At 71.2% G+C, this 23,230-nt stretch carries 18 protein-coding genes and 1 pseudogene; 10 read left to right on the top strand and 9 right to left on the bottom strand.

All coding sequences use genetic code 11. From position 1 onward, the window contains the following. Positions 1-30: 30 nt before the first annotated feature. Positions 31-1,422 carry a protein phosphatase 2C domain-containing protein gene (locus ABTX62_RS13755; protein WP_352116346.1) on the bottom strand — a complete coding sequence of 464 codons (1,392 nt, stop codon included), beginning with the start codon at positions 1,420-1,422 and terminating at the stop codon, positions 31-33. Positions 1,423-1,633: 211 nt separating this feature from the next. Between ABTX62_RS13755 and ABTX62_RS13750 the strand changes: the two genes are divergently transcribed. Continuing rightward, entirely contained in the window at positions 1,634-2,116 is a 483-nt protein-coding gene (locus ABTX62_RS13750; RefSeq protein ID WP_352116345.1) for a DUF456 domain-containing protein, read from the top strand. A 3-nt stretch (positions 2,117-2,119) separates the two neighbouring features. Here ABTX62_RS13750 and ABTX62_RS13745 read toward each other — a convergent pair whose 3' ends face one another. The 7 genes and pseudogenes from ABTX62_RS13745 to ABTX62_RS13715 form a co-directional block, all read right to left on the bottom strand. Next, positions 2,120-2,614, bottom strand: coding sequence for a methylated-DNA--[protein]-cysteine S-methyltransferase (locus ABTX62_RS13745; RefSeq protein ID WP_352116344.1), 495 nt, complete (start codon positions 2,612-2,614; stop codon positions 2,120-2,122). After that, positions 2,614-4,026: a DNA-3-methyladenine glycosylase 2 family protein gene (locus ABTX62_RS13740; protein WP_352116343.1), complete on the bottom strand. Its 1,413-nt coding sequence runs from the start codon at positions 4,024-4,026 to the stop codon at positions 2,614-2,616. The genes ABTX62_RS13745 and ABTX62_RS13740 overlap by 1 nt, the downstream gene beginning before the upstream one ends. Positions 4,027-4,112: 86 nt before the next feature. Next, positions 4,113-5,222, bottom strand: coding sequence for a ribosome small subunit-dependent GTPase A (gene rsgA, locus ABTX62_RS13735; protein ID WP_352116342.1), 1,110 nt, complete (start codon positions 5,220-5,222; stop codon positions 4,113-4,115). A gap of 209 nt (positions 5,223-5,431) precedes the next feature. Further along, positions 5,432-6,925 (bottom strand): cellulose binding domain-containing protein, encoded by a 1,494-nt coding sequence (locus ABTX62_RS13730; protein ID WP_352116341.1) that lies wholly within the window; start codon positions 6,923-6,925, stop codon positions 5,432-5,434. A 236-nt stretch (positions 6,926-7,161) separates the two neighbouring features. Continuing rightward, positions 7,162-8,481 (bottom strand): radical SAM protein, encoded by a 1,320-nt coding sequence (locus ABTX62_RS13725; protein ID WP_352116340.1) that lies wholly within the window; start codon positions 8,479-8,481, stop codon positions 7,162-7,164. 133 nt (positions 8,482-8,614) lie between these two features. After that, positions 8,615-9,622 carry a hydroxyacid dehydrogenase gene (locus tag ABTX62_RS13720; protein ID WP_352116339.1) on the bottom strand — a complete coding sequence of 336 codons (1,008 nt, stop codon included), beginning with the start codon at positions 9,620-9,622 and terminating at the stop codon, positions 8,615-8,617. A 179-nt stretch (positions 9,623-9,801) separates the two neighbouring features. After that, a pseudogene (locus ABTX62_RS13715) lies at positions 9,802-10,755 on the bottom strand (RNA-guided endonuclease InsQ/TnpB family protein); the annotation flags it as partial. Between the two features lie 76 nt (positions 10,756-10,831). On the opposite strand from ABTX62_RS13715, the gene ABTX62_RS13710 reads away from it, so the two are divergent. Continuing rightward, positions 10,832-12,088 carry a D-arabinono-1,4-lactone oxidase gene (locus ABTX62_RS13710; protein WP_352116338.1) on the top strand — a complete coding sequence of 419 codons (1,257 nt, stop codon included), beginning with the start codon at positions 10,832-10,834 and terminating at the stop codon, positions 12,086-12,088. 251 nt (positions 12,089-12,339) lie between these two features. Here the strand turns inward: ABTX62_RS13710 and ABTX62_RS13705 are convergent, their stop codons facing one another. Further along, the gene (locus tag ABTX62_RS13705) at positions 12,340-12,690 is read right to left on the bottom strand and encodes a helix-turn-helix transcriptional regulator (protein WP_352116337.1); all 351 of its coding nucleotides are present in this window, start codon (positions 12,688-12,690) and stop codon (positions 12,340-12,342) included. 223 nt (positions 12,691-12,913) lie between these two features. Between ABTX62_RS13705 and ABTX62_RS13700 the strand changes: the two genes are divergently transcribed. The 8 genes from ABTX62_RS13700 to ABTX62_RS13665 all read left to right on the top strand — a co-directional run bounded on the left by ABTX62_RS13700 (position 12,914) and on the right by ABTX62_RS13665 (position 23,229). Continuing rightward, positions 12,914-13,600: an ANTAR domain-containing protein gene (locus ABTX62_RS13700; RefSeq protein ID WP_352116336.1), complete on the top strand. Its 687-nt coding sequence runs from the start codon at positions 12,914-12,916 to the stop codon at positions 13,598-13,600. 210 nt (positions 13,601-13,810) lie between these two features. Next, positions 13,811-15,070, top strand: coding sequence for an ROK family transcriptional regulator (locus ABTX62_RS13695; RefSeq protein ID WP_352116335.1), 1,260 nt, complete (start codon positions 13,811-13,813; stop codon positions 15,068-15,070). A gap of 220 nt (positions 15,071-15,290) precedes the next feature. Continuing rightward, complete coding sequence (locus ABTX62_RS13690) at positions 15,291-16,553, top strand: ABC transporter substrate-binding protein (protein ID WP_352116334.1); 1,263 nt, start codon at positions 15,291-15,293, stop codon at positions 16,551-16,553. Between the two features lie 20 nt (positions 16,554-16,573). Then, positions 16,574-17,539, top strand: a complete 966-nt coding sequence (locus tag ABTX62_RS13685) for a carbohydrate ABC transporter permease (protein WP_352116333.1) — start codon at positions 16,574-16,576, stop codon at positions 17,537-17,539. After that, positions 17,536-18,417, top strand: a complete 882-nt coding sequence (locus ABTX62_RS13680) for a carbohydrate ABC transporter permease (RefSeq protein WP_352116332.1) — start codon at positions 17,536-17,538, stop codon at positions 18,415-18,417. Before ABTX62_RS13685 ends, ABTX62_RS13680 begins: the two co-directional genes overlap by 4 nt. A gap of 12 nt (positions 18,418-18,429) precedes the next feature. Next, positions 18,430-21,303 (top strand): glycoside hydrolase family 2 TIM barrel-domain containing protein, encoded by a 2,874-nt coding sequence (locus tag ABTX62_RS13675; RefSeq protein WP_352116331.1) that lies wholly within the window; start codon positions 18,430-18,432, stop codon positions 21,301-21,303. A 125-nt stretch (positions 21,304-21,428) separates the two neighbouring features. After that, a complete protein-coding gene (locus tag ABTX62_RS13670; RefSeq protein WP_352116330.1) occupies positions 21,429-22,424 on the top strand; it encodes an ABC transporter ATP-binding protein in 996 nt (331 codons plus the stop codon). A 1-nt stretch (position 22,425) separates the two neighbouring features. Next, positions 22,426-23,229: an ABC-2 family transporter protein gene (locus ABTX62_RS13665; protein WP_352116329.1), complete on the top strand. Its 804-nt coding sequence runs from the start codon at positions 22,426-22,428 to the stop codon at positions 23,227-23,229. The last annotated feature ends 1 nt before the right edge of the window (position 23,230 follow it).

Here is a 23,230-nt window from a genome sequence, read left to right as displayed (position 1 = left end):
CCGGGTTGCATCAGGTCACACGAGCCGCGCTCACGCCTCCCATACCGCGGCGGCCGTACGGTCGTCCGCATAACCCTTGACCCGTACTTGGGAGTCGGCGAGGAACGCGGCGAGGCCGGGCGGTTCGGTCCGGGACCACCGCTCGGCGAGGTACTCGCCCAGTTCGGGCTCACCGCGCAGGGGTTCGGCGAGACCGGCGCTGCACATCAGGAGCGTGTCACCCGGGCGGGCGACGGAGGTCCGGAACCGGAAGGGCTCGCGGGGCGGCTCCGGCGCCGGTTCGTACGGGCTGGGCGGTGTCGGGATGCCCAGGTCCATGGTGAGCCGGTCGCCCTCGGGGTTCTCGGAGGGCGGCGAGCCGAACCCCACGACGGGTTCACCCTTGACCTCGGCGACCTGCGGCTCGATGTCCTGCCACTCCCCCTCCCGCAACCGGAACAGGCCGCCCGGCCCGACCCCGAAGAACACACGCGTACGGCAGGCGGGATCGGCCGGCAACAGCAGGCAGCGCAGGCCGGCCGCGTACTCCTCGGGGTCCACGCCCTGCTCGGAGGCGCTGGCCCGCAGCTTGCCGAGGCTGCGGTCCGTGAGCCGGTGCAGCCCGGACTTGAGGTCGCCGCGCCGGCCGTCCCTTATGTCCTCGACCAGACGCGTGTGACTGCGCCCCACGGCCCGCCCGATCCAGCCACAGGCCTCGGCGGCGGCCCGGTGCGCACCCCGCGTGGCCCGGACCCCGGTCGCCATCGCCACCAGCAGCAGCGCCTGCTCCCCCGCGCCGAACCGGGCCGTGAGCAGCGCGTCCCTGCGGGGCTCCCCCCGGTACCGCGCGGAGTCCCCCCGCACGGAAACGGCCCGCAACGTGCAGGCTCCGTACCGGGCCCCGTCCAGCACGGTGTCCGCCACGAGGTCATCGAGATCATCCGGATCCGCGGCCGGGAGAGCGGTGGGTTCGGCGTCGTAGGTGGGCGGCCGGGTCCCGACGTGGCCACGGGACCCGGGGGTGCGCACGGGGCGCTCGATCCGGGGGCCGGGACGGTCGGTCGCGGGAGGGGTGGCGGGGGGCGAGGACGGAGGCGGCGGAGGCGGCTGCGGGGGCTCGGCGGGGCGCTGGGTGGCGGGTGAGCCGGTGGGGCGTCGCCTGTCGGGTGACGGGTCGCCGGGGCGGAGCACGTCCATCATGTCGTCGGCCCCGGACCGGGGCGCCGGGACCACCGGCTCCGCTCGGGAGGGCCGCCGCACCGGCCCGGCCGTGGATCCGGACCGTCCTTCCGGACCGTCTCCCACGGCCCCGGACGCGGACGCGAACCGGTCGTCGAGGGAGTCCGGTGCCGGCGTGGGGCCCGTGTCGTCGGTGGAGTCGTCGTACAACTGCCTCCACCAGTCGTCCTCGGGACCGGTGGGCCTTCCCCCCTGCTGGCTCATGCCGGTCATTGTCCACCGCACGAGCGGGGTGAAAACGGGGCTTGTGGAAAAAACCGGCCAGTCACCCGCCGGTGAACGACACGTCGAGTGAGCCGTAGAACTGTCATGCGATATTCGGCGTCCGGCGGTCCGCGAGCGGCTGACCTGCGGGTCTGAGCCCCGGCCACGCTGCTGACCTGCGCGTTCTCGCGTATTCCGGCAGTCTGGTCAGATGGGAGTGTGGGACCTCCTGCTGGTCGGGCTGGTCATCCTGCTCGGGCTGTGCGGAGTGCTGCTGCCCGCCATGCCGGGATCGTGGCTGGTGTGGGCCGCGGTCATGTGGTGGGCGCTGAAGGATCCGCAGCCCGTCGCCTGGTGGGTGCTGGTCGGCGCCACGGTTCTGCTGCTCGTCTCGCTGGGTGTGCGCTGGGCCCTGCCGCCCCGGCGGCTGCGCGTGAACCGCACCAACAGCCGCATGCTGGCCTACGCCGGAGCCGGTTCCGTCCTCGGTTTCGTCCTGGTCCCCGTCCTCGGTGCGATCCCCGGATTTCTGGCCGGTGTCTACCTCTTCGAACGGCTGCGCCTCGGCCGTCACGCCGACGCGGTCGCCGCCCTGCGCACGGTCATGCGCGCGGGCGGCTCCCGCATCCTGGTCGAACTGTTCACCTGCCAGCTGATCGCGGCGGCCTGGGCGGGCGCGGTCGTGTGGGGCTGAGTCTCACGCCGGCAGCACCCCCTCGTGCGTCAGCAGCCGCACCTTGCGGTCCAGGCCCCCCGCGTATCCGGTCAGTGCGCCGCCCGCCCCGATCACCCGGTGGCAGGGGCGGACCACCAGCAGCGGATTCGCCCCGATCGCACCGCCCACGGCCCGCACGGCCGCCCGGGGCGCCCCGATGCGCACGGCGATCTCGCCGTACGTCACGGTCGAGCCGTAGGGGATGTCGTCCAGGGCGGCCCAGACCTTCTCCCGGAAGGCGGTGCCCTCGGTGCGCCAGGCCAGGTGGAACTCCTTCAGCTCCCCGGCGAAGTAGGCGGTGAGCTGTTCTTCGGCCTCCCGGAAGGGCCCGGCGTCGCGTCGCCAGTCGTCGCGCACCTCGCGTCCGCCTTTCTGGCCGGGCACGGACACGGAGGTCAGTTCGCCGGTCGGGGCGGCGGTCAGGAGCAGCGGCCCGAGGGGGCCCGGCACGCTCGTCCAGTAGGTCGGGTCGGTCATCACAACTCCCACTCCCCTGCTGCGCGCAGGTGGTTCACAGCGTACGAGCGCCAGGGGCGCCAGTGGTCGGGGGCGTCGAGGCCGGGCGGGGCCACGTCCGGGTCGCCCAGGGCGCGGGTGCGGATGACCGCGACCGTGCGGGCGTCCAGCCCGGGCACGGCGCGCAGGGCGTGCCGCGCGTCCTCCCGGTCGGCCCCGGGGTCCAGGCGGACGGCGTGGTCGGCGAGGGCGGTCGTGAGCGCGCCGAGGATGCCGTCGGGTTCTGCCCCGGCGAGGACGGCGGGCTCGGGGAAGAGGTGGGTGAGGCTGCCGCAGGGGGCGTCGAGGGCCTTGCCGTGGCGCCGTACGAGCCGTTCCGCCTCCGCTGGCCCCACCAGCGCGCGTACCGCGAGTTCCTCCGGGTCGGCGGTGCCCGGTGAGCGCAGACCGGGCCGGGCGGCGACCAGGGGGGCCAGCCGCGGGTCGGCGGCGAGGCGCCCGTCGACGGCGAACGGGTCGGCGTCGAGGTCGAAGAGTCTGCGCAGCCGCTGGACGGCGGTGGTCAGGTCGCGCGGGTCGGTGAGGTGAAGCCGGGCGTCCAGCCAGCCGCCCGGGTGGGCGCCGGGTCGGGTCCGCGTGGTGCCGGGGCGTTCGCCGACGGCGACGATGCCGGTGCCGTACGGGAGGCGGAGGGTGCGCCGGTAGGTGCGGGTGCCGGGCGGGCCGCTCACCTGCTCGATCCCGGGCACGGCCTCGCGTTCCAGCAGGTCGAAGACGGGCCCGGCCCGGTAGGGGCCGCGGTGGGCGAGCCGGAGCGGGATGCCGGCGTTCGGGGTGGCCGTACGGCGGCCCCGGCCGTTCTTCGGTGCGGCGGCGCGCAGCTCGCTCGGGGTCGCCGCGTACACGGCCCGGATCGTGTCGTTGAACTGCCGCACGCTGGCGAATCCCGACGCGAACGCGATCTCGGTGATCGGCAGCTCGGTGGTCTGCACCAGGACGCGCGCGGTGTGGGCCCGCTGGGCCCGGGCGAGGGCGACCGGCCCGGCGCCGAGCTCGGCGGTGAGCTGCCGCTGCACCTGTCGTGCGCTGTAGCCGAGACGTCCGGCGAGCCCGGGGACGCCCTCCCGGTCGACCACGCCGTCGGCGATCAGCCGCACGGCCCGGGCGACCACGTCCGCGCGGACGTTCCACTCGGCGGAGCCGGGCACGGTGTCCGGGCGGCACCGTCGGCAGGCCCGGAATCCCGAGCCCTGCGCGGCGGCGGCCGTGGCGAAGAACCGTACGTTGGCCCGCTTCGGGGTGACCGCGGGGCAGCTCGGCCGGCAGTAGATGCCGGTCGTCTCGACGGCGAAGAAGAACACGCCGTCGAAACGGGCGTCGCGGCCCCGTACGGCCTCGTACCTGGTGTCCTCGTCCGTTCCCTGGTCCGTCACAGGTCCAGTCTCCGCCGTGGGCCGGGTGGCCGCTGGCGGAAATCGGACAGCACCCTCGACGCGGTCGGCGGCCCCCGGCGGCCTTATTACGAGCGCCAGTGCGGTCCGCGCTTCGCCTCCATCGCGGCCCTGCCGATCGCCCCCTTCCGCTTCCAGTCCTTGCGGATCTCGGCCCGCAGGCGGGCGTCGGTCTTGGCGACGATGCGCTGGTTCTCCCGCAGGAGCTTGCGGTAGCTCTGCAGCCGTCGTTCCGGCAGTGCGCCGGTCTCGACGGCGGCCAGCACGGCACAGCCCGGCTCGGCCTCGTGGGCGCAGTCGTGGAAGCGGCACCGCTCGGCCAGTTCCCCGATCTCGGAGAACACCTGCCCGACACCGGTTTCGGCGTCCCACAGGCCGACGCCGCGCAGTCCTGGGGTGTCGATCAGGACGCCCCCGCCGGGCAGCGCGAGCAGGTTGCGCGTGGTCGTGGTGTGACGGCCCTTGCCGTCGATGTCCCGGGTGGCCTGGACGGCCATCACGTCCTCGCCGAGCAGCGCGTTGGCGAGGGTCGACTTGCCCGCGCCGGACTGCCCGAGCAGCACGGACGTCCCCCCGCCGACGATCGCGGTGAGCACGTCGAGCCCTCCCCTGTCGTCGACGCAGCTGACCGGCACGACCGGCACGCCGGGCGCGCTCGTCTCCACGTCCTGGACGAGGTGAGAAAGGGTCACGGCGTCCGGCACGAGGTCGGCCTTGGTGAGGACGACGACGGGCTGGGCCCCGGACTCCCAGGCGAGCGCCAGGAAGCGCTCGACGCGGCCGAGGTCCAGCTCGACCGCGAGGGACACGGCGATGACGGCGTGGTCGACGTTGGCCGCGAGGATCTGCCCCTCGGAGCGCTGGGAGGAGGTGGAGCGGACGAAGGCGGTGCGGCGTGGCAGACAGGTGCGCACGTAGCGCGGGTTCCCGCCGGGCTCGACGGCGACCCAGTCGCCGGTGCACACGACCCGCAGGGGGTCGTGCGGGGTGACGAACGCGGTGTCGGCCCGCAGGAGTGCGCCGGCGGTGACGACGTCGCACTGCCCGCGGTCGACCCGGACGACGCGGCCGGGCAGCAGCCCTTCGGCCGCGTAGGGGGCGAACGCCTCGGCCCAGGCCTCGTCCCAGCCGTAGGGAGCGAGCGCGGAGGAAACGGATGAAGCGGAAGAGGAAGACAAGGGTGACCCTTTCCAGGTCGGCCCCGGCCCGACAGTCGGTCGGATCAGCCGGCGGCCGCGGAGGTGGACGTGATGAACTGGACGCGGGCAGCGCTCATCGCAATGACAGCCATCGGTCGACACCTCCTCTCTTCTTCTGCTTCTTCTCGTCGTGGAACCGTCGTGTGCGCGGAACCGCCGTCACGCTATCCCGTCACGGCGGAGGTGCGTCAACCGCTTTTCGCGCAGGCGCGGCCGTTCAGCTCGAAGTCGTACGGCGGGGAGTTCTTCCCGTGCCAGGAGGCGAGGAAGCCGAAGGCCAGGTCGCCGCCCGCGGGGACCGCCTTGTTGTAGTCGGCGGCGGTCGCGGTGACGCGGGAGCCGTTCTGGGCGACGGAGGCGTCCCACATCTGGCCGACCTGCTGGCCGTCCCGGAAGGACCAGGCGAGGCGCCAGGAGTCGAGGGACCCGGCGCTGGTGACGGTGACGGTGGCCTGGAAGCCGTCGGGCCACTGGTTGACCAGGTCGTACTCCACCCGGCAGGCGGGTTCCCCGCTCTCGCCGGGCTCGGCCCGGTGGGTGGGTGAGGAGGTGCCCTGCGGTTCGGTGTGGCGGTTCTTGTCCTCCGGCGCGCCGGAGGGGTCCGGCCGCTCGGTCTTCTGCGTGTTCCGGGTGTCCGGCTTCGAGGTCGCGGGCGGCAGGGAGGGGGCGGAGGGCAGGGACGGGCCGGGATCGGCCACCGGCTGACGGTCGACGCCCTCGCGTGCGCCGAGGTCGCCGCCCTCGCCGCCGAAGGGCATCAGGGAGACGCCGAGGGCCAGCACGGAGACCAGGACCGCGGCGACGAGGAGGCCGTTGCGGGCGGCGCGCGCCTTCTGCTCCGCCTCCTCCGGCTCTCCGGCGGCCTGGTCCGCGGCGCCGGGGCGTCCCGCGCCGAGCCGCACCTCGGCGGCGCGGCGGCGGCGCTCCAGGTAGGCGAGGCCGCCCCAGCCGATCACTCCGCCGGCCAGCGCACCGGGCAGTCCACCGCCGTGCAGGCGCAGACAGGCGGCGGCCTCGGCGCACTGCACGCAGGTGGCGAGGTGGCGGGAGAGGTCGCCGGGGGTCTCGGCGGCGGCGGAGCGGGTGACGGCGTCCAGCAGCCGGGCGTAGCTGCGGCACCGGGCGTCCATCGGCGTGTCGAGGTGGTTGCGGTGGCAGCGTTCCCGGAACAGGGTGCGTACCTGCTGGAGTTCCTCGGCGGCGCCGGCCGGGTCGAGGCCCAGACGGCGCGCGACCAGGGGCAGCGGCAGCGCCTCCACCTCGGCGAACCAGAGCAGTTCCGCGTCGGGCTGCTGCAGATCGCGCAGGCCGCGCAGTGCGAGCGGACGCTGCAGGGGCGGGCCGGTGTAGCGGGCGGCGTTGTCCGAGTTGAGCCACAGGCGCAGGTCGGGGTCGAGTCTGTGGCCTTGCCCCTCCTCTTCCCAGGCCGCGGCCGTGGTGCGTACGGCGGTCAGCAGCAGGGGTATGCGGGGCAGCCGGGCCGGGCGGCGGCCGGTGCCGCGGATGGGGCCGGTTTCGGCGGCCCGGGCCTCACGTATGCCGTGCGCGAACGCCTCGCGGCCCAGCTGTGCCGCGGCGGTGGAACCGGACGTGCACAGATCGGCGTACGCGAGGACCGCGTCCCAGCACTCGGAGAACAGCGCGGCCTCGGTGGCGTCCTGAGGGGTCGGCAGGTCGGGCATGAGTCTCCTGCATCCACAAGCGAGGTCAACTCACCACATCGGCATTGGAGTTGGGGGGAACCTCGCGGCAGGGCAAGAGCTTTTCACGCCTCTCACACAACTGACAAGCGCCCTGTTCAGATATCACGACAGGGCGGCCGCATCCCCATGGCTCCGGCCTCGGAGTGTCATACGGGTGCGACCGCCCCGCTGCTCAATGCGGTGCCGCCATGAAGGGCGACGTCATCGAAGCGTTATCAAACAGCGGTCGGTTCGTCGGCCGGGAGGCTGTCCATGAAGGAGCTGACCGAGAAGACCGCGTTGCCGGCACCGGGCGGCCCGTAACCGGGGGGCGAGGAGAGACCGAAGTCCTCCATCGTCTGCCGGTAGGCCTGGAGCAGGCGGATGTGGTACTCCAGGGGCGCGCCCTGCGGGTTGGCCTTGCCGAGCGGGGTCGTGGGCTCCGGGCACCAGGTCGTGAAACGGGGTGTGATGCCGTGTGACATGAAGAAGCGCAGGCCCTCGGTGGTGGAGGCGATGGCCTCGTCGACCGTCTTGAAGCCGAACGGCTCGGCCATCTCCACGCCCGCCACGAAGTTGGGGATGACGTTGCGCGCGCCGAAGATCTCGGCCGAGTCGAGGATCCTCTTGTGCCACTCGTCCCGGCCGACGTACCGCTCCTTGCCCGGGCAGTACATCTTGAAGAGGTACTCGTCCCACACCTCGTAGTTGGGGTGGTAGATCTGCACCCCGTAGTCCTTGAAGCGCCGGACGTCGTCGCGGGGCAGCGCCTGGGCGACGACCTTGCCGATCCAGCGGCCGGGGAAGCGCTCCTCGATGGCCTTGGCGTAGTGGCCGTAGAAGTCGGCCTCGTCGCGGCCGGAGACCGTCTTGGTGATGGCGCCGCCGGTGAGGGTGTAGGCGGTGGAGGCCTTCGCCGTGTCGTACCGGTCGATGATCTCCAGGGCCTCCAGGACCTCCTCGACGTCCTTCACGCCCGTGTAGGGCCGGCCGGCGGCCTTGTGCTGGCGCCAGTTGTGGTTGATGTCGCAGTACTGGCACTCCTCCTTGGCGCCGAAGTACTGGCAGACCCGGAAGACGGTCAGGTAGATCAGGTAGCCCCACTGGATGGTCGGGGCGACCTCCATGACCGACTTCCCGTTGGAGAGGGTGTGCCGGTAGTACTCGGGCATGGGCGGCACGCCGACGTCGGAGATCCGCTTGCCGTCGAGGTAGAGGCCGAGCACCCCGTCCTCGTTCGCGGCGACGCGGTACGGCGAGGAGGGGTTCACCCTCACCGAGACGACGGTGCGGCGCAGGTCGTAGGGGCCGCCGGTGAGGATGATCTCCTCGGGCGGCCGGCGCAGCGCGGCCTCGCCCAGTTCGGGCAGGGTGCCGTGGTCGAAGGAGAAGATGAAGTACGACTTCGGCTTGACCTCGCCGCCCTCGTTGTCGCTGAGCGCGGACGGGTCGAAGGCGACTCCGCCGCGGAGCAGGTCCTCCTTGAAGACGGCCTCCCGCGGCACGTGCGGGAACCGCTCCATCAGATCCTCGACCAGCGCGGTACGGCTGCCCATCCCGTGTCTCCTCCCGGTTCGGACGTACGACTCCTCACGGTATGCCCATGGGTGTACGCGGCCGGTACCGGGTCCCCCCGAGCTGATGGAATGTCCTGTTCGTCATGGCTTTTCGCCGGGGTGGGCGAGCGGGTCAGGCTTCGCGCGCCAGTGCCGCCCAGTCGACCGCGTGCGCCGGCTCCTCCCCGGCCAGCAGCCGTTCCGCCTCCTGTGCGACCGTCAGGCCGAGCCGGGCCAGCTCGTTGCCCTGGGAGCCCGCGAGGTGGGGGGTCACGAAGGCGCCGGGCAGGTCGTAGAGGGGCGAGTCGGCGGGGAGCGGCTCGGGGTCGGTGACGTCGAGGATCGCCGTCAGGCGCCCGGCGCGCAGTTCCGCCACGAGGGCGTCGTGGTCGACCAGCGCGCCGCGCGCGGTGTTGATCAGCACGGCCCCGTCGGGCATCAGGGCCAGCTCGCGGCGGCCGATCATGTGGTGGGTCTCGGGCGTCTCGGGGGCGTGGACGGTGACGATGCCGGACGTGCGCAGCAGCTCGTCCAGGGGCAGCAGGGGGACGCCCAGCTCGGCGGCCTGCCGCTCGTCGACGTACGGGTCGGTGAGGGCGGGGCGCAGGTCGAAGGGGCGGAGCAGGTCGAGGACGCGGCGGCCGATGCGGGAGGCGCCGATGACGCCGACCCGGCGGCCGTAGTTGCCGATTCCGGGGATGACGCCCCAGCCGGCGGACGTGCGGGAGGTGCGCAGGCGGTCGCGGGCGGCGAGGACGTCCTTCCCGGCGAGCAGGACCATGGCGAGGGTGTACTCGGCGACCGGCAGCGCGTTGGCGGCGGCGGCCGAGGAGACGGTGACGCCGCGCTCCCGGAGGGCGTGGGTGGCGAAGGACTTCACGGAGCCGGCCGAGTGGAGCACCGCCCGCAGCCGGGGAGCGGCGTCCAGGACCGCCGCGTCGAGGCGGGGGCACCCCCAGCCGGTCACCAGGATCTCGGTCCGGGCCAGCGCGTCGAGGACACGCGGCTCGGTGAAGTCCTGGGCGACGAGGTCCGGATCGACGTCCACGGATTCGCGCAGCCGCGCCAGCACCCCGGGCGGGAAGACCTGCGGCACGTTCTCGGCGGCCATGGCGAACAGTGCCTGGGGGCGCTGACTCAAGGAGGTGACCTTTCCGGCTCGGCGACACGGATGGAAACCGCTCTCTACAGGGCCTCCACGGTATGCGGCCAGGGCGGCGACGGCAATGGACGACAGGCCGGGATAGGTTCCGGCGGGGGGCTTAGCCGGTCCCCCGCTGCTGCGGCGGGGAAGGACGACGCGTTGACTTCCTCCCCCGCCTAAAGGCGGGGGATTCCAGCGGTCGCCCGCTGGTTTTCCTGCTTCACCGACGACCGCCCCGTCCGGGAGGACTCCCGTTGAGGTCTTACACCGTCTCCACAGGCAGACGCCGCCAGCCCGGCGGCCAGGATGTTGCGTGCCGCGTTCACGTCACGGTCATGCACGGTGCCGCAGTCGCACGTCCACTCGCGGACGTTCAGCGGCAGTTCCTCGCGGACGGTGCCGCAGGCCCCGCAGAGCTTGGAGCTGGGGAACCAGCGGTCGATCACCACGAGTTCGCGCCCGTACCAGGCGCACTTGTACTGCAGCATCGAGCAGAGTTCCGTCCATGCCGCATCCGAGACGGCGCGCGCGAGCTTGCCGTTCTTCAGCAGGTCGCGGACGGTGAGGTCCTCGATCACAACCGTTTGGTTCTCACGGACGAGACGAGTCGACAGCTTATGGAGAAAGTCGCGGCGCCGGTCGGCGATCCGTGCGTGAATGCGGGCGACCTTCCGGCGGGTTTTCTCTCGGTTCGCCGAGCCCTTCGCCTTCCGGGACAGCTCCCGCTGCGCGCGAGCCAGGCGGGCGCGGTCGCGGCGCCCGTGCTTCGGGTTGGTGATCTTCTCGCCGGTGGACAGAGTCACCGGGGAGGTGATCCCGGCATCGATGCCCACGGCCGCCGTGGTGGCGGGTGCGGGAGTGATGGAGTCCTCGCACAGCAAGGACACGAACCAGCGGCCCGCACTGTCACGGGACACCGCCACCGTTGTCGGCTCCGCCCCCTCAGGAAGGGGCCGGGACCAGCGGATGTCCAAAGGCTCAGCCATCTTGGCCACAGTCAGCTTTCCGTCGCGCCACTTGAACGCGCTGCGGGTGTACTCGGCCGATGCCCTCCACTTCTTCCGCGTTTTGTAGCGCGGGTACTTCGCACGCTTGGCGAAGAAGTTGGCGAACGCCGTCTGCGCGATTCGCCTTTCCCTGCCCTGCTCCGCAGGAGCTTCGTTTCCTCCCCGGCCCGAAGGCCGGGGTATCCACGAAGGAGACCCGATGAACGGGACCGTGACCAACTGGGCGGGCAACATCACCTACGCGGCCAAGGAACTGCACCGGCCCGGCTCGCTCGCCGCACTGCGCGCGCTCGTCGCGGACGGCGACCGGGTGCGGGTCCTGGGCAGCGGGCACTCGTTCAACGAGATCGCCGAACCGGGTCCCGAGGGCGTCCTGCTGTCGCTGGCCGGCCTGCCCCCTCAGGTGGACGTCGACACGGCCGCCCGTACGGTTCGCGTCGGCGGCGGCGTGCGCTACGCGGAGCTGGCCCGCCGGGTGCACGGGCAGGGGCTCGCGCTGCACAACATGGCGTCCCTGCCGCACATCTCGGTGGCCGGATCGGTCGCCACCGGCACCCACGGCTCGGGGGTGCTCAACGGCCCGCTCTCGGTGTCCGTGCGGGAGGTGGAGCTGGTCACGGCCGACGGTTCGGCGGTCACCATGGGCCGGGACGAGGAGCGGTTCGGCGGGGCCGTCACCTCACTCGGCGCGCTCGGCGTCGTCACCGCGCTCACCCTCGACCTGGAGCCGGCCTACGAGGTCGAGCAGCACGTGTTCACCGAACTGCCACTGGAGGGCCTGGACCAGGGGGCGTTCGAGACGGTGACGGCGACGGGGTACAGCGTCAGCCTGTTCACCGACTGGCGGGCGCCGGGCTTTCGTCAGGTGTGGCTCAAGCGGCGCACCGACCAGCCGCTGCCCGCCTTTCCCTGGGCCACTCCCGCCACCGAGAAGATGCACCCGGTGCCGGGCATGCCCGCGCTCAACTGCACCGAGCAGTTCGGTGTGCCGGGGCCGTGGCACCAGCGGCTGCCGCACTTCCGGGCGGAGTTCGTCCCGAGCAGCGGGGCGGAACTGCAGTCGGAGTACCTGCTGCCGCGCGGGCACGCCGTGGAGATGCTGCACGCGCTCGACGCGATCCGCGCGACGATCGCCCCCGTGCTGCAGACCTGCGAGGTGCGCACGGTCGCCGGCGACGACCAATGGCTGAGCCCCTGCCACGGCCGGGACACCGTCGCGGCACACTTCACCTGGGTCGAGGACACCCGGGCGGTGCTGCCGGTGGTGCGGCGGGTCGAGGAGGCGCTGGCCCCCTTCGGGGCACGGCCGCACTGGGGCAAGGTGTTCGCCGTACCCGCCCCCGCCCTGCGCGCGCTGTATCCGCGGCTCGGCGACTTCCGGGCGCTGACGCGGGAGCTGGACCCCCGGGGGAAGTTCACCAACACCTTCGTGCGGGAGGTGCTCGCGGGCGCGTAGCGGGGCACCGGGGCCGGCCGGCCGTCCACGGCGGGCGGCCCGCCGGGTCGGGTTCAGCACGTGCGCGTCCGCGCGGCATGCCCGCGCGGACGCCGTACCCGGTCGTGCGAGGAACCCCAGGGCCTCAGCCCTGGGAGGGATCGCATCACCGTGCCACGGGTTATCGCCCATCGGCGGGGAAGGCGATGCCCTGCGGGGCGCACGCGCACGTACGGGCGGGGCGACATGGTCCGGCCACGGCGCTCCGTCGGTCAGGTGGTGGCGTGGGGGCGGACGCGGGAGGTGGAGTTCGTGGCGCGGTCGGCCTCGTCCTTGACGAGCAGGGACATCAGGGACGCCACGGTCAGACCCGCCTCGGCCGGGTGACGCAGCACCTTGCCGGGGTCGATCCGGTACGTGTTGGAGCGCCCCTCCCGGGTGTGGGAGAGGTATCCGTCCTGCTCCAGGTCGGCGATGATCTTCTGCACGGCTCGTTCGGTGAGCCGGCAGTGGGCCGCGATGTCCCTGATGCGGGCGCTGCGATTGTCGGCAATGGCGGCCAGCACGCGGGCGTGGTTGGTGAGGAACGTCCATCCGGTGTGTGGCTCGGGCACTCCATCCATGCTCCAACTCTAACGACATCGCATTCGCGCACTCAAAAACACGTACTCCATTTCATGTATCGGTTGACGTGTATGGGGTAGAGCGGCAACGCTGGAAGCGAGGCAAGGCGGACAGACGAGGGAGAACAGGGCCATGCCGGAGCCTGCGTACGCTGCGCCGTCTCACCCGCGGCCGGGGGCACCCGTGGCGGGCGACAGTGGGCCGGCGGCGGTGCCGCCGTGCATGGCGACCATGGACGTCGTTCCGGACGGCGACCGGATGTCCGTGACGATGTGGGGCGAACTGGACCTGGGCAGCCGTCGGCTGCTGCCGGAACTCCACGACATGCTCGCCCTGTCGGGCAGCGGCATCGACCTGCGTCTGGACGCGGTCGGGTTCTGCGACTGCTCCGGCCTCAAAGCCCTGCTGGACCTGCGTGCCCACGCCGTCGCCCAGGGCAAGACGGTCACCGTCCGGTCCTGCGGCGCCGCGGTCGAGCGCCTTCTCGGCCTGACGGGCACGCGGGAGCTGTTCGAGGACACCGGCCCGCGTGAAGGCGGGGACACCGACCCGCGGGAGGGCGCCCTGCCCGCCACCGCCCCGCCGCAGGAGGACGACCAGGACCTCCGCGCCGAGGTCACCCAGTTGCGCCGCGCCATGCAGACCCGGCCCACCATCGACCTGGCCCGCGGCATACTGATGGCCTCCTTCGGCCTGAGCCCCGAGGCGGCCTGGAGCGTACTGGTCAGGACCTCCCAGAACACCAACACCAAGCTCCACAACCTGGCCCAGGACCTGACGGGGACCGTGCGCGGCACCCCCCTGCCCGAGCAGGTGCAGCGGCAACTGGCCGCCGCGGTCGCCGGCAGGAGCCGCCGGGGCGAGGAGGCGGCGGGCGCGACGGGCGGAGCCGCCGAGGACGCGGACTGACAACACCCCGCCCCGCCCCGCACCCGCAGCCGGGGGCCGCACCCGCACTGAGGCATCATGGGCAGGGGCCACGGTCGGCCATCACCGGCTTTCACCAGGCCCGCACTTTATAAAGCCCCTTTCCTAACCCCTTGTCGAAAGTCCCGGCAGCCCATAGCCTTGCGCCGCGCCGGTGCCGACGTCCGACCCGGCCGGCCGGTCTGGGAAGGAATGGGGCACCCGGTGAAGCGCACCTCACGTGACATCCGCACCGCGAACCGCTACGAGGTGCTGCGCCAGATCATCGCCGAGTCACCCACCTCCCGGCAGGAACTGGCAGCGGCCACAGGTCTGAGCCTCGCGACGGTCGCCACCCTCGTCGGCGAACTGCTCGACCTCCGCATGATCACCGAGGTCGGCTTCGAGGACTCGGCGGGCGGGCGCCCCCGTGGCCTGGTCGCGGTCAACACCTCGGGCGGCGCGCTGATCGGCGTCGACATCGCCGAGACGTACGTCCATGTCGAGCTGTTCGACCTGGGCCTGAACGTCCTGGCCCGCGCCGAGGAGGACGTCCCGCCCAGTGAGAGCCTGCCCGAGCAGGTGGTCGGCCACGTGGCCACCGCCGTCGGCTCGGTGGTCACCCAGGCCGGGATCGAGGGCGCCCGGGTGCTCGGGGTCGGCGTGAGCGTGCCGGGGCAGGTGGACCGCGCGACCGGCATCTCGGAATACGCGCCCAACTGGGACTGGCACGACGTACCGCTCCTAGAACTGCTCACCGAGCACATCGCCTACCCGCTGTACCTGGACAACCCGCTGCGCGCCAGCGCGGTCGCCGAGCTGTGGTTCGGAGCCGCGCGCGGGCGTGGGAACGCCGTGGTGGTCAACCTCGGCACCGGCGTCGGCGCCGGGCTCGTCCTCGGCGGCGGACTGCACCGCGGTGTCAGCAACAGCGCCGGCGAGTGGGGCCACACCACGATGGTGCTGGACGGACGCCTGTGCCGCTGCGGCGACCACGGCTGTGTGGAGGCGTACGTCGGCGCACGCGGCATCATGCTGAACCTGTGCGAACTGAGCCCCGGCAGCCCGCTGTTGCACCCCGATGACCAGACGGCCACCATCGACGCCCTGGCCCGCGGAGTCGCGGCGGGCGACCCCGTGGCGCGCCAGGTCGTGCACGACACCGCCCGCTATCTGGGCGCCGGTGTCGCGGACCTGGTCAACCTGTTCAACCCCGAGGTCGTCGTGCTGAGCAGCTGGGTGGCGCGCACCCTGGGCGAGCCGCTGCTGCACGAGGTGCGCGAGGCCGTGACCCGGCACGCGCTGCCACGGCCGCTGGCCGCCACCCGGGTCGTTCTCTCCCCGATCCCCACCGACCCGGTGTGCCTCGGCGCGGCGACGTTCGCGCTGGAGGGCGCGCTGCAGGCCGTCGGGCAGCGGAACGGCACACGCACCGCCCCCGCGAGGAGACGCACCACCGTCCCACCGCCGTAGGGGTGGAACCAACTCCTCCACTCCCTCCGGGTGTTCGAAATCGCGAACCGAAAACAACGCTTCGCACAGACTTCGTCCAACCCCTTGCCGAAGGCTTAACCGAAGCTCTAGCGTCCCGCACCGCACCTCCCTTTGAGCCATCTGGTGCGAGCCCCCCCGGGCCGTGACATCAGGCAGTGAGCCGCAGAGCCGCAGCCGCACTCGAGACAAGGACGTCAGCATGTCGGCATCGAGCAACATGAACTGGGACCGCCGCAACGTACTGCGGGCCGCGATGGGCCTGGCCGCCGCCGGCGGTCTGGCCGCGTGCGGCAGCAACACCGGACGCAGCGGCGACGGGTCGGGGGACGCCCTCGTCCAGTACTTCCACGCGTATGGCGAGGCGGGCGTCGAACAGGCCGTCAAGCGATACGCGAAGGCGTACAAGGACGCCAACGTCACCACGCAGTGGATCACCGGTTCCAACTTCGAGCAGAAGCTGTTCGCCGCGCTGCTCACCAAGAACGCGCCGGACGTCTTCGAGTTCCACCCGCAGATCCAGCTCATCAAGAGCGGTCAGGTGGCCGACCTGACCGACATCGTCGAACCGGTCAAGGACGACTTCAACCAGGCCGACATCAAGTCCCACACGGTCGACGGCAAGATATACGGCGTCCGGATGATCGACGACCCGCAGTTCTTCTTCTACCGGCCCTCGATGTTCGAGAAGGCGAAGATCGAGGTGCCGACCACCCTTGAGGAGCTGCTCGAGGCCGCAGAAAAGCTCACTACCAACAAGGTCAAGGGCGCCTACCTCGGTAACAACCTCACCGCGTTCCAGCACAATCTGATCTGGTCGGCAGGCGCCGACACCCTCACCGCCGACAACAAGCCTGCGTTCAACACCGACGGCGTCGCGGAGGGCCTGAAGCAGCTGCGCTCACTGTTCACCAGCGGCAACCTGCTGCTCGACGCCCCTGCGGACTGGTGGGACCCGTCGGCCTTCACTCAGGGACTGACGGCCATTCAGTGGTGCGGCATGTGGGCTATGCCGGCCATGCAGAAGGCTCTCGGCGACGACATCGGCATCTTCCCCTTCCCGAAAGTCGGTTCCTCCGGCAAGGAGTCGGTCTACAACGGCGGCTGGTCGATGTTCGTCAACGCCAAGGGCAAGAACGTCGAGGCAGCCAAGGAATACGTCAAGTGGCTGTGGATCGACCAGAAGAAGTACCAGGAGGACTTCGCCACCTCCTACGGCTTCCACATCCCGCCGCGCACCTCGCTCGCAGAGAGCGCCTCCAAGCTCCAGTCCGGTCTCCCGGCCGAGGGTGTCAAGTTGTTCAATGAGTTCGGCCACTTCGACAACATCGGCTGGACGCAGGCCATGATCGCCTCGTTCAACGACGTGATGGCGAACTCGGTCCGCAAGAACGGCGATCCCAAGGCCCAGCTCGCCGCGTGCGAGAAGAAGGTCGACACCGAACTCAAGAAGCTCTTCGGATAGGGCGCCGGACGGATCTCGACATGTCGACCACCACCACGCGCGGGGTCGCCCAGCCCGCCCCGGCCAAGGTCTCCAAGACCCGGCCGCGGCGGGGCTTCAGGGCGAGCAGCACCTTCAACTTTTGGCTGTTCACCGGGCCGTTCCTGCTCGGCCTGATCATCTTCGTCTTCGTACCCATCGGCTGGAGCATCTGGCTCAGCTTCTTCGAGGCGCGCTTCACCGTCACGCCGAGCGAGTTCGTCGGCTTCGACAACTACCGGCAGGTCCTCACCGACGAGGACTTCCTGAACTCCCTCGTCACCTTCACCGTCTTCGCCGCGTTCATCGTGCCCGCCACCTGGGCGATGTCGCTGGGGCTGGCGCTGCTGGTGAACCGACTGCGGTTCATGAGGGCGTTCTTCCGGTCGGTGTTCTTCCTGCCGACCGCGGTCAGCTATGTCGCCGCCTCGCTGATCTGGAAGATGTCCCTCTTCAACGGCGTCCGCTTCGGTCTGGCCAACACCGTCCTCGACTGGTTCGGCGTCGAGAACATCGCCTGGCTGGCCAACCCGGACCCGCCCTGGTACTGGCTAGTCATCGTGACCGTCCGTCTGTGGCTGCAGTCGGGCTTCTTCATGATCCTTTTCCTGGCGGCACTGCAGAACATCCCGCGGGAGCTGTACGAGGCCGCCGCCATCGACGGAGCCAAGCCGGGCTGGCAGACCTTCAGGCACATCACACTGCCCCAGCTGCGGGCGACGTCGACCGCGGTGATCCTGCTCCTGCTCATCGCCGCCTACCAGGCCTTCGACGAGTTCTTCAACCTGCTGCAGAAGGCGACCTGGGGCCAACCCCCGCTGGTCGAGCTTTACAAGATGGCCCTCGGCGAGAACCAGAACTACGGCGCGGGCAGCGCGGGCGCGGTCGTCCTGACCGTGCTCATCTGCATCGTGACGCTGTTCCAAGGAAAGATCATGGGCTTCGGGAGGGGTGAGGAATCCAAGTGACCACCACAGCACCCGACGTCACAAAGGCCGCAAAGCCGGTCAAGGCCAAGCACGGCGGCGTCATGGGCAACACCGGGCTGTACATCGCGACAGGTATCGCCACGATCCTCTTCCTGATCCCCTTCTACCTGATCGTCCGCAACTCCCTGATGACGGACCCGGAGATCACGGGCGAGGAGTGGAAGTGGTTCCCCACCACCATCCAGTGGGGCAACTTCACCGAACCCTTCAACGACGTCACCGTGGATTTCGCCCAGTCCATGTGGAACTCCGTGGTCGTCGCCGTCCTGCACACCGCCGGCATCCTGCTGATCTGCTCGCTCGCCGGGTACGGCCTCGCCCGGATCCCCTACAAGCACGCCAACAAGGTCTTCTACGCCGTCCTGGTCACCCTGATGGTGCCCACGGCGGTCACCTTCGTGCCGAGCTTCGTCCTCGTCTCGTCCCTCGGCTGGGTGGACAGTTACCGGGGTTTGATCATCCCGGGCCTCTTCAGTGGGTTCACCTGCTTCCTGTTCCGGCAGTACTTCCTGGGGTTCCCCAAGGAGCTCGAGGAGGCGGCGCGTGTGGACGGGCTCGGCTACTGGGGCGCGTACTGGCGTGTCGTCGTGCCGAACTCGCTGAACTTCTTCGCGGCCATCGCCACGATCACCTTCATCAACGGCTGGAACGCCTTCCTATGGCCCCTGGTCATCGGACAGGATCCGAGTGCCTGGACAGTCCAGGTGGCGCTGTCGTCGTATATGACGAACCAGACCGTCAACTACCACCTGATCTTCATGGCCACCGCCATCTCGATCCTGCCCCTGGTGTTCGTCTTCCTCTTCCTCCAGCGCTGGCTGGTGCAGGGGATCGCGCAGACCGGCATCAAGGGCTGAGCTAGGAGACCGATGTCTTTCCGCACGACCCCATCCGTCGACTACGTCGAGGACGTCTCTCCGGGCAGCGGTGCCCTGCCGCCCCGTGCCTGGTACGCGTCCTCGGACGCGCGGTCCCTGTCCCTGAACGGCAGCTGGCGTTTCCGGCTGTCGGCCACCGCCGGCGCCGAGGACGACTCCTTCGCCGAGGAGGGCTACGACGCCGGGAACTGGGCCGAGGTCACGGTCCCCGGGCACTGGGTCCTCCAGGGCGACGGGGCGTTCGGCTCCCCGATCTACACCAACCACCTCTACCCCTTCCCGGTGGACCCGCCGTACGTCCCGACGGAGAACCCGACCGGTGACCATCTGCGCTTCTTCGACCTGCCGTCCGACTGGCCGTCGGACGGCGGGGCGGTGCTGCGCTTCGACGGTGTCGAGTCCTGCGCCCGCGTCTGGCTGAACGGCACGGAGCTCGGCGAGTTCAAGGGCTCCCGGATGCCGCACGAGTTCGCGGTCGGCGAGCTGCTGAAGCCGGGCGCCAACGTGCTCGCCGTGCGCGTGCACCAGTGGTCGGCCGGGTCGTACCTGGAGGACCAGGACCAGTGGTGGCTGCCGGGCATCTTCCGTGACGTGACGCTGCTGCACCGCCCGGCGGACGGCGCGGGCGACTTCTTCGTGCACGCCTCCTACGACCACACCACCGGCGAGGGCACCCTGCGCGTCGACTCCGACGTCGACGGCCGGGTGAGCGTGCCGGCCCTGGACATCGATGTCACCACCGGCGAGCCGGTGACGGTTACCGTGCAGCCGTGGACCGCCGAGACGCCGAAGCTCTACGACGGTGTGCTGGCCACGGGCGGGGAGCGGGTGCCGCTGCGGATCGGTTTCCGCACGGTCGTCCTGGAGGACGGGCTCGTCAAGGTCAACGGCAAGGCCGTCCTGTTCAAGGGCGTCAACCGGCACGAGTGGCACCCCGAGCACGGACGCGCGCTCGACCTGGAGACCATGCGCGAGGACGTGCTGCTGATGAAGCGGCACAACCTCAACGCCGTGCGCACCTCCCACTACCCGCCGCACCCGGCCTTCCTGGACCTGTGCGACGAGTACGGCCTGTGGGTCATCGACGAGTGCGACCTGGAGACCCACGGCTTCACCGAGCAGGACTGGCGGGACAACCCGGTCGACGACGACCGCTGGACCCCGGCCCTGCTGGACCGCGCGGCGCGCATGGTCGAGCGGGACAAGAACCACCCGTCGGTCGTGTTCTGGTCGCTGGGCAACGAGGCCGGCACCGGCCGCGGGCTCACCGCCATGGCCGAGTGGATCCATCACCGCGACCCCGAGCGGCTCGTGCACTACGAGGGCGACTGGAACTGCCGCGACACGGACGTGTACTCGCGGATGTACGCCTCCCACGACGAGGTCGAGAAGATCGGGCAGCGGCTCGACGGCGGCACCCACAAGCGCCGCGAGCTCCCCTTCATCCAGTGCGAGTACGGGCACGCCATGGGCAACGGCCCGGGCGGGCTCGCCGACTACCAGGAGCTGTTCGAGAAGTACGAGCGGCTCCAGGGCGGGTTCATCTGGGAGTGGATCGACCACGGCGTCAAGCACCCCGAGCTGGGCTACGCCTACGGCGGTGACTTCGGCGAGGAACTGCACGACGGCAACTTCGTCTGCGACGGGCTGGTCTTCCCGGACCGGACCCCGTCGCCGGGTCTCGTCGAGTACAAGAAGGTGATCGAGCCCGTCCACATCGAGGGCGACGGCGCGAACGGCACCGTGCGGGTCACCAACAAGCACGATTTCGCCGACCTGTCCGCGCTGGCCTTCGAGTGGTCGTGCCAGGTGGACGGCGAGACCGTCGAGTCGGGTTCGCTCGGGGTGCCGGCGCTGGCACCGGGCGAGAGCGCCGAGGTGAAGCTGCCGGAGCCGCCCATGGACGGCCGGGGCGGCGAACGCCAGTGGACGGTGCGGGCGCTGCTCGCGGACGACACGTCCTGGGCCCCGAAGGGCCACGTCGTGGCCTGGGGCCAGTTCGCGGTGGGGGCACGGCCGCTGCCGTCCTTCCCCGCGACCGACCGGCCGGTGCTCGACGGGCACCGGATCACGCTCGGCCCGGCCCGGTTCGACGCCCGCACCGGGGCGCTCCTCTCGGTCGACGGGGTGGAGGTCTCCGCAGCGCCGCGGCTGGACGTGTGGCGGGCGCCGACCGACAACGACGACGGTGCCGAGTGGCAGACCGACACCCGCTACGGGATGCTGTGGCGCACGCTCGGCCTGCACCGCATGCGGCACCGCCTGGTCTCCGTCGAGGCCGGCGACGACGCGCTGACCGTCCGGACCCGGGTGGCGCCCGCCGCCCGCGAGGTGGGCCTGGACACGGTGTACCGCTGGACGTCCGACGGCGAGCGGCTGCGGCTGTCCGTGTCCGTGACGCCGCAGGGCGACTGGACCGTGCCGCTGCCCCGGCTCGGCGTGCGCTTCGGGCTGGCGGAGGCGGACCGGGTGGAGTGGTTCGGCGGCGGTCCCGGCGAGGCGTACCCGGACACCCGGAAGGCGTCCATGGTGGGCCGCTGGCAGTCGACGGTGGACGGGCTGCAGACGCCGTACGTGCGTCCGCAGGAGAACGGCGCCCGTGCCGACGTGCGCTGGGTGGAGCTCGGGGGCCTGCGGATCGAGGGCGACCCCGAGTTCTGGTTCACCGCGCGGCGCTGGACGACCGAGCAGCTCGACGCCGCCCGGCACCGCAGCGATCTCACGGCCGGCGACACGGTGTGGGTCAACCTCGACCACGGGCTGCACGGCATCGGTTCTCAGTCCTGCGGCCCGGGTCCGCTGCCGCAGTACTTCCTGAGGGCGCAGCCGGTGGAGTTCTCGTTCGTCCTCTCGACCGTCAGGTAGGCAGCCGATTAATCGATTGACCGACTGATCGACATTCCGACAGGCTCGGGGTGTCCTCCACGGCCGGTCGGCCCTCGCGCCGACCGGCCGTCGCTGTGTTCACCACTTGGGAGTTGGTGGGTCAGTTGAGTGTCGCCATCGAGGTCCGCGGGTTGTCCCGTACCTTCCACACCACCGTCCGCCGCCCCGGCTTCACGGGCGCCGTCCGTTCCCTCGTCAACCCGGAGCGGGTGGCCAAGCACGCCGTCCGCGACATCACCTTCGACGTGGCGGCGGGCGAACTCCTCGCCCTGCTCGGCCCGAACGGCGCCGGCAAGTCCACCACCATCAAGATCCTCACCGGGATCCTCACGCCCACGTCCGGCGAGGCCCGGGTCGCGGGCGTGGTGCCGTACCGGGAGCGGGAGCGCAACGCCCGCAACGTCGGGGCGGTGTTCGGGCAGCGCACCCAGTTGTGGTGGGACCTGCCGGTGCGCGAGTCGTTCGCGATCCTGCGCGACATCTACGAGGTGCCGAAGGCCGAACACGCCGCCCGGCTGGCGGAGTTCGACGCCATCCTCGGCCTGTCGTCGTTCTGGGACACCCGGGTGCGCCATCTCTCCCTCGGTCAGCGGGTGCGCAGCGATCTGGCCGCCGCGCTGCTGCACGACCCGCCGGTGGTGTTCCTCGACGAGCCGACGATCGGCATGGACGTGGTGGTGAAGGAGCAGGTGCGGGAGTTCCTGCGGCACCAGGTGGAGCAGCGGGGCCGTACGGTGCTGCTGACCACGCACGACATGACGGAGGTGGAGCGGCTCGCCGAGCGGGTCGTGCTGGTCAATCACGGCCGGCTGATGCTGGACGGCTCGCTCGAGGAGATCCGCCGGACGTTCGGCTCGACCTGGCAGGTGCGGGCCACGCTGGCCGATCCGCCCGCCGAGGTCGTGCCGCCGCCGGGCACCACACTGCTGCGGCACACCGGCGCGCAGATCGTCCTGGGCCCCGACGGGCCGGACGCGCCCACCCTCCAGCAGGCGCTGAAGGCGGTGATCGAGCGGTTCGAGGTGACGGACATCGCGTTGGACGAGGCGGACCTCGAGGACGTGATGCGGGCCGCGTACGCGCATGCCGGGGAGGCCTGACGTGGCCCTGCTGCAGGCCTGGCGCGCCGCCCGGGTGACCCCGCTCGGCGAGCTGAACGCACCGCCCCGGATGACCGCCGTCGCCCTGCGGCTGGCCGTGCAGGTGGTGCTGGTCTGGTCGTTGTGGCGGGGCCTGTACGCGCAGACCGGCACGACCGCGGGGCTGAGCCGCGACCAGGCGGTCACGTACGCCGTGCTGGCCGTGCTGGCGTCCCGGCTGCGGGAACTGGACCAGTACGCGGGCCGGGACACCGTCCTGCAGCACATGCACTTCGGCACCATCGTGTACTGGTACCTGCGGCCGCTGCCCCCGCAGCGCTACTACGCCCTGCGGGCCGCCGGAGAGCAACTGTACGGGCTGGCCTGGGCGTTGGCGGGATACCTCATCTGCCTGGCCGCGGGCGTCGTCGAGCCGCCAGCGTCGTCCGCCGCGGCGGGGGTGTTCCTGCTCAGCATGCTGCTGGGCCAGTGGGTGCTGTACTACGTGATGCTGGTCCTGGACCAGTTGTGCTTCTGGACGGTCCGCAACACCGCGGCCATGCTGATCCTGCTGTTCGCGCAGAACCTGCTGTCCGGGGTGTACGCGCCGCTGTGGTTCTTCCCCGACTGGTTCGTGACGATGAGCGCGTTCCTGCCCTTCCAGGCCACACTGAGCGTGCCGCTGTCGCTGTACGTGGGGCGGATTCCCCTGTCGGACGCGGCGTTCCAGCTCTCCGTGCAGGCCGCGTGGATCGTGGCGCTGGCGTTGTTCACCCGGTTGCTGTGGCGGCGGGCCGCCCGGCGCGTGATCTCGCAGGGAGGCTGAG

It is taken from the genome of Streptomyces sp. NPDC096046, from assembly GCF_040303285.1.
GTDB lineage: Bacteria > Actinomycetota > Actinomycetes > Streptomycetales > Streptomycetaceae > Streptomyces.
This window is presented reverse-complemented; position numbering and strand designations above follow the sequence as displayed.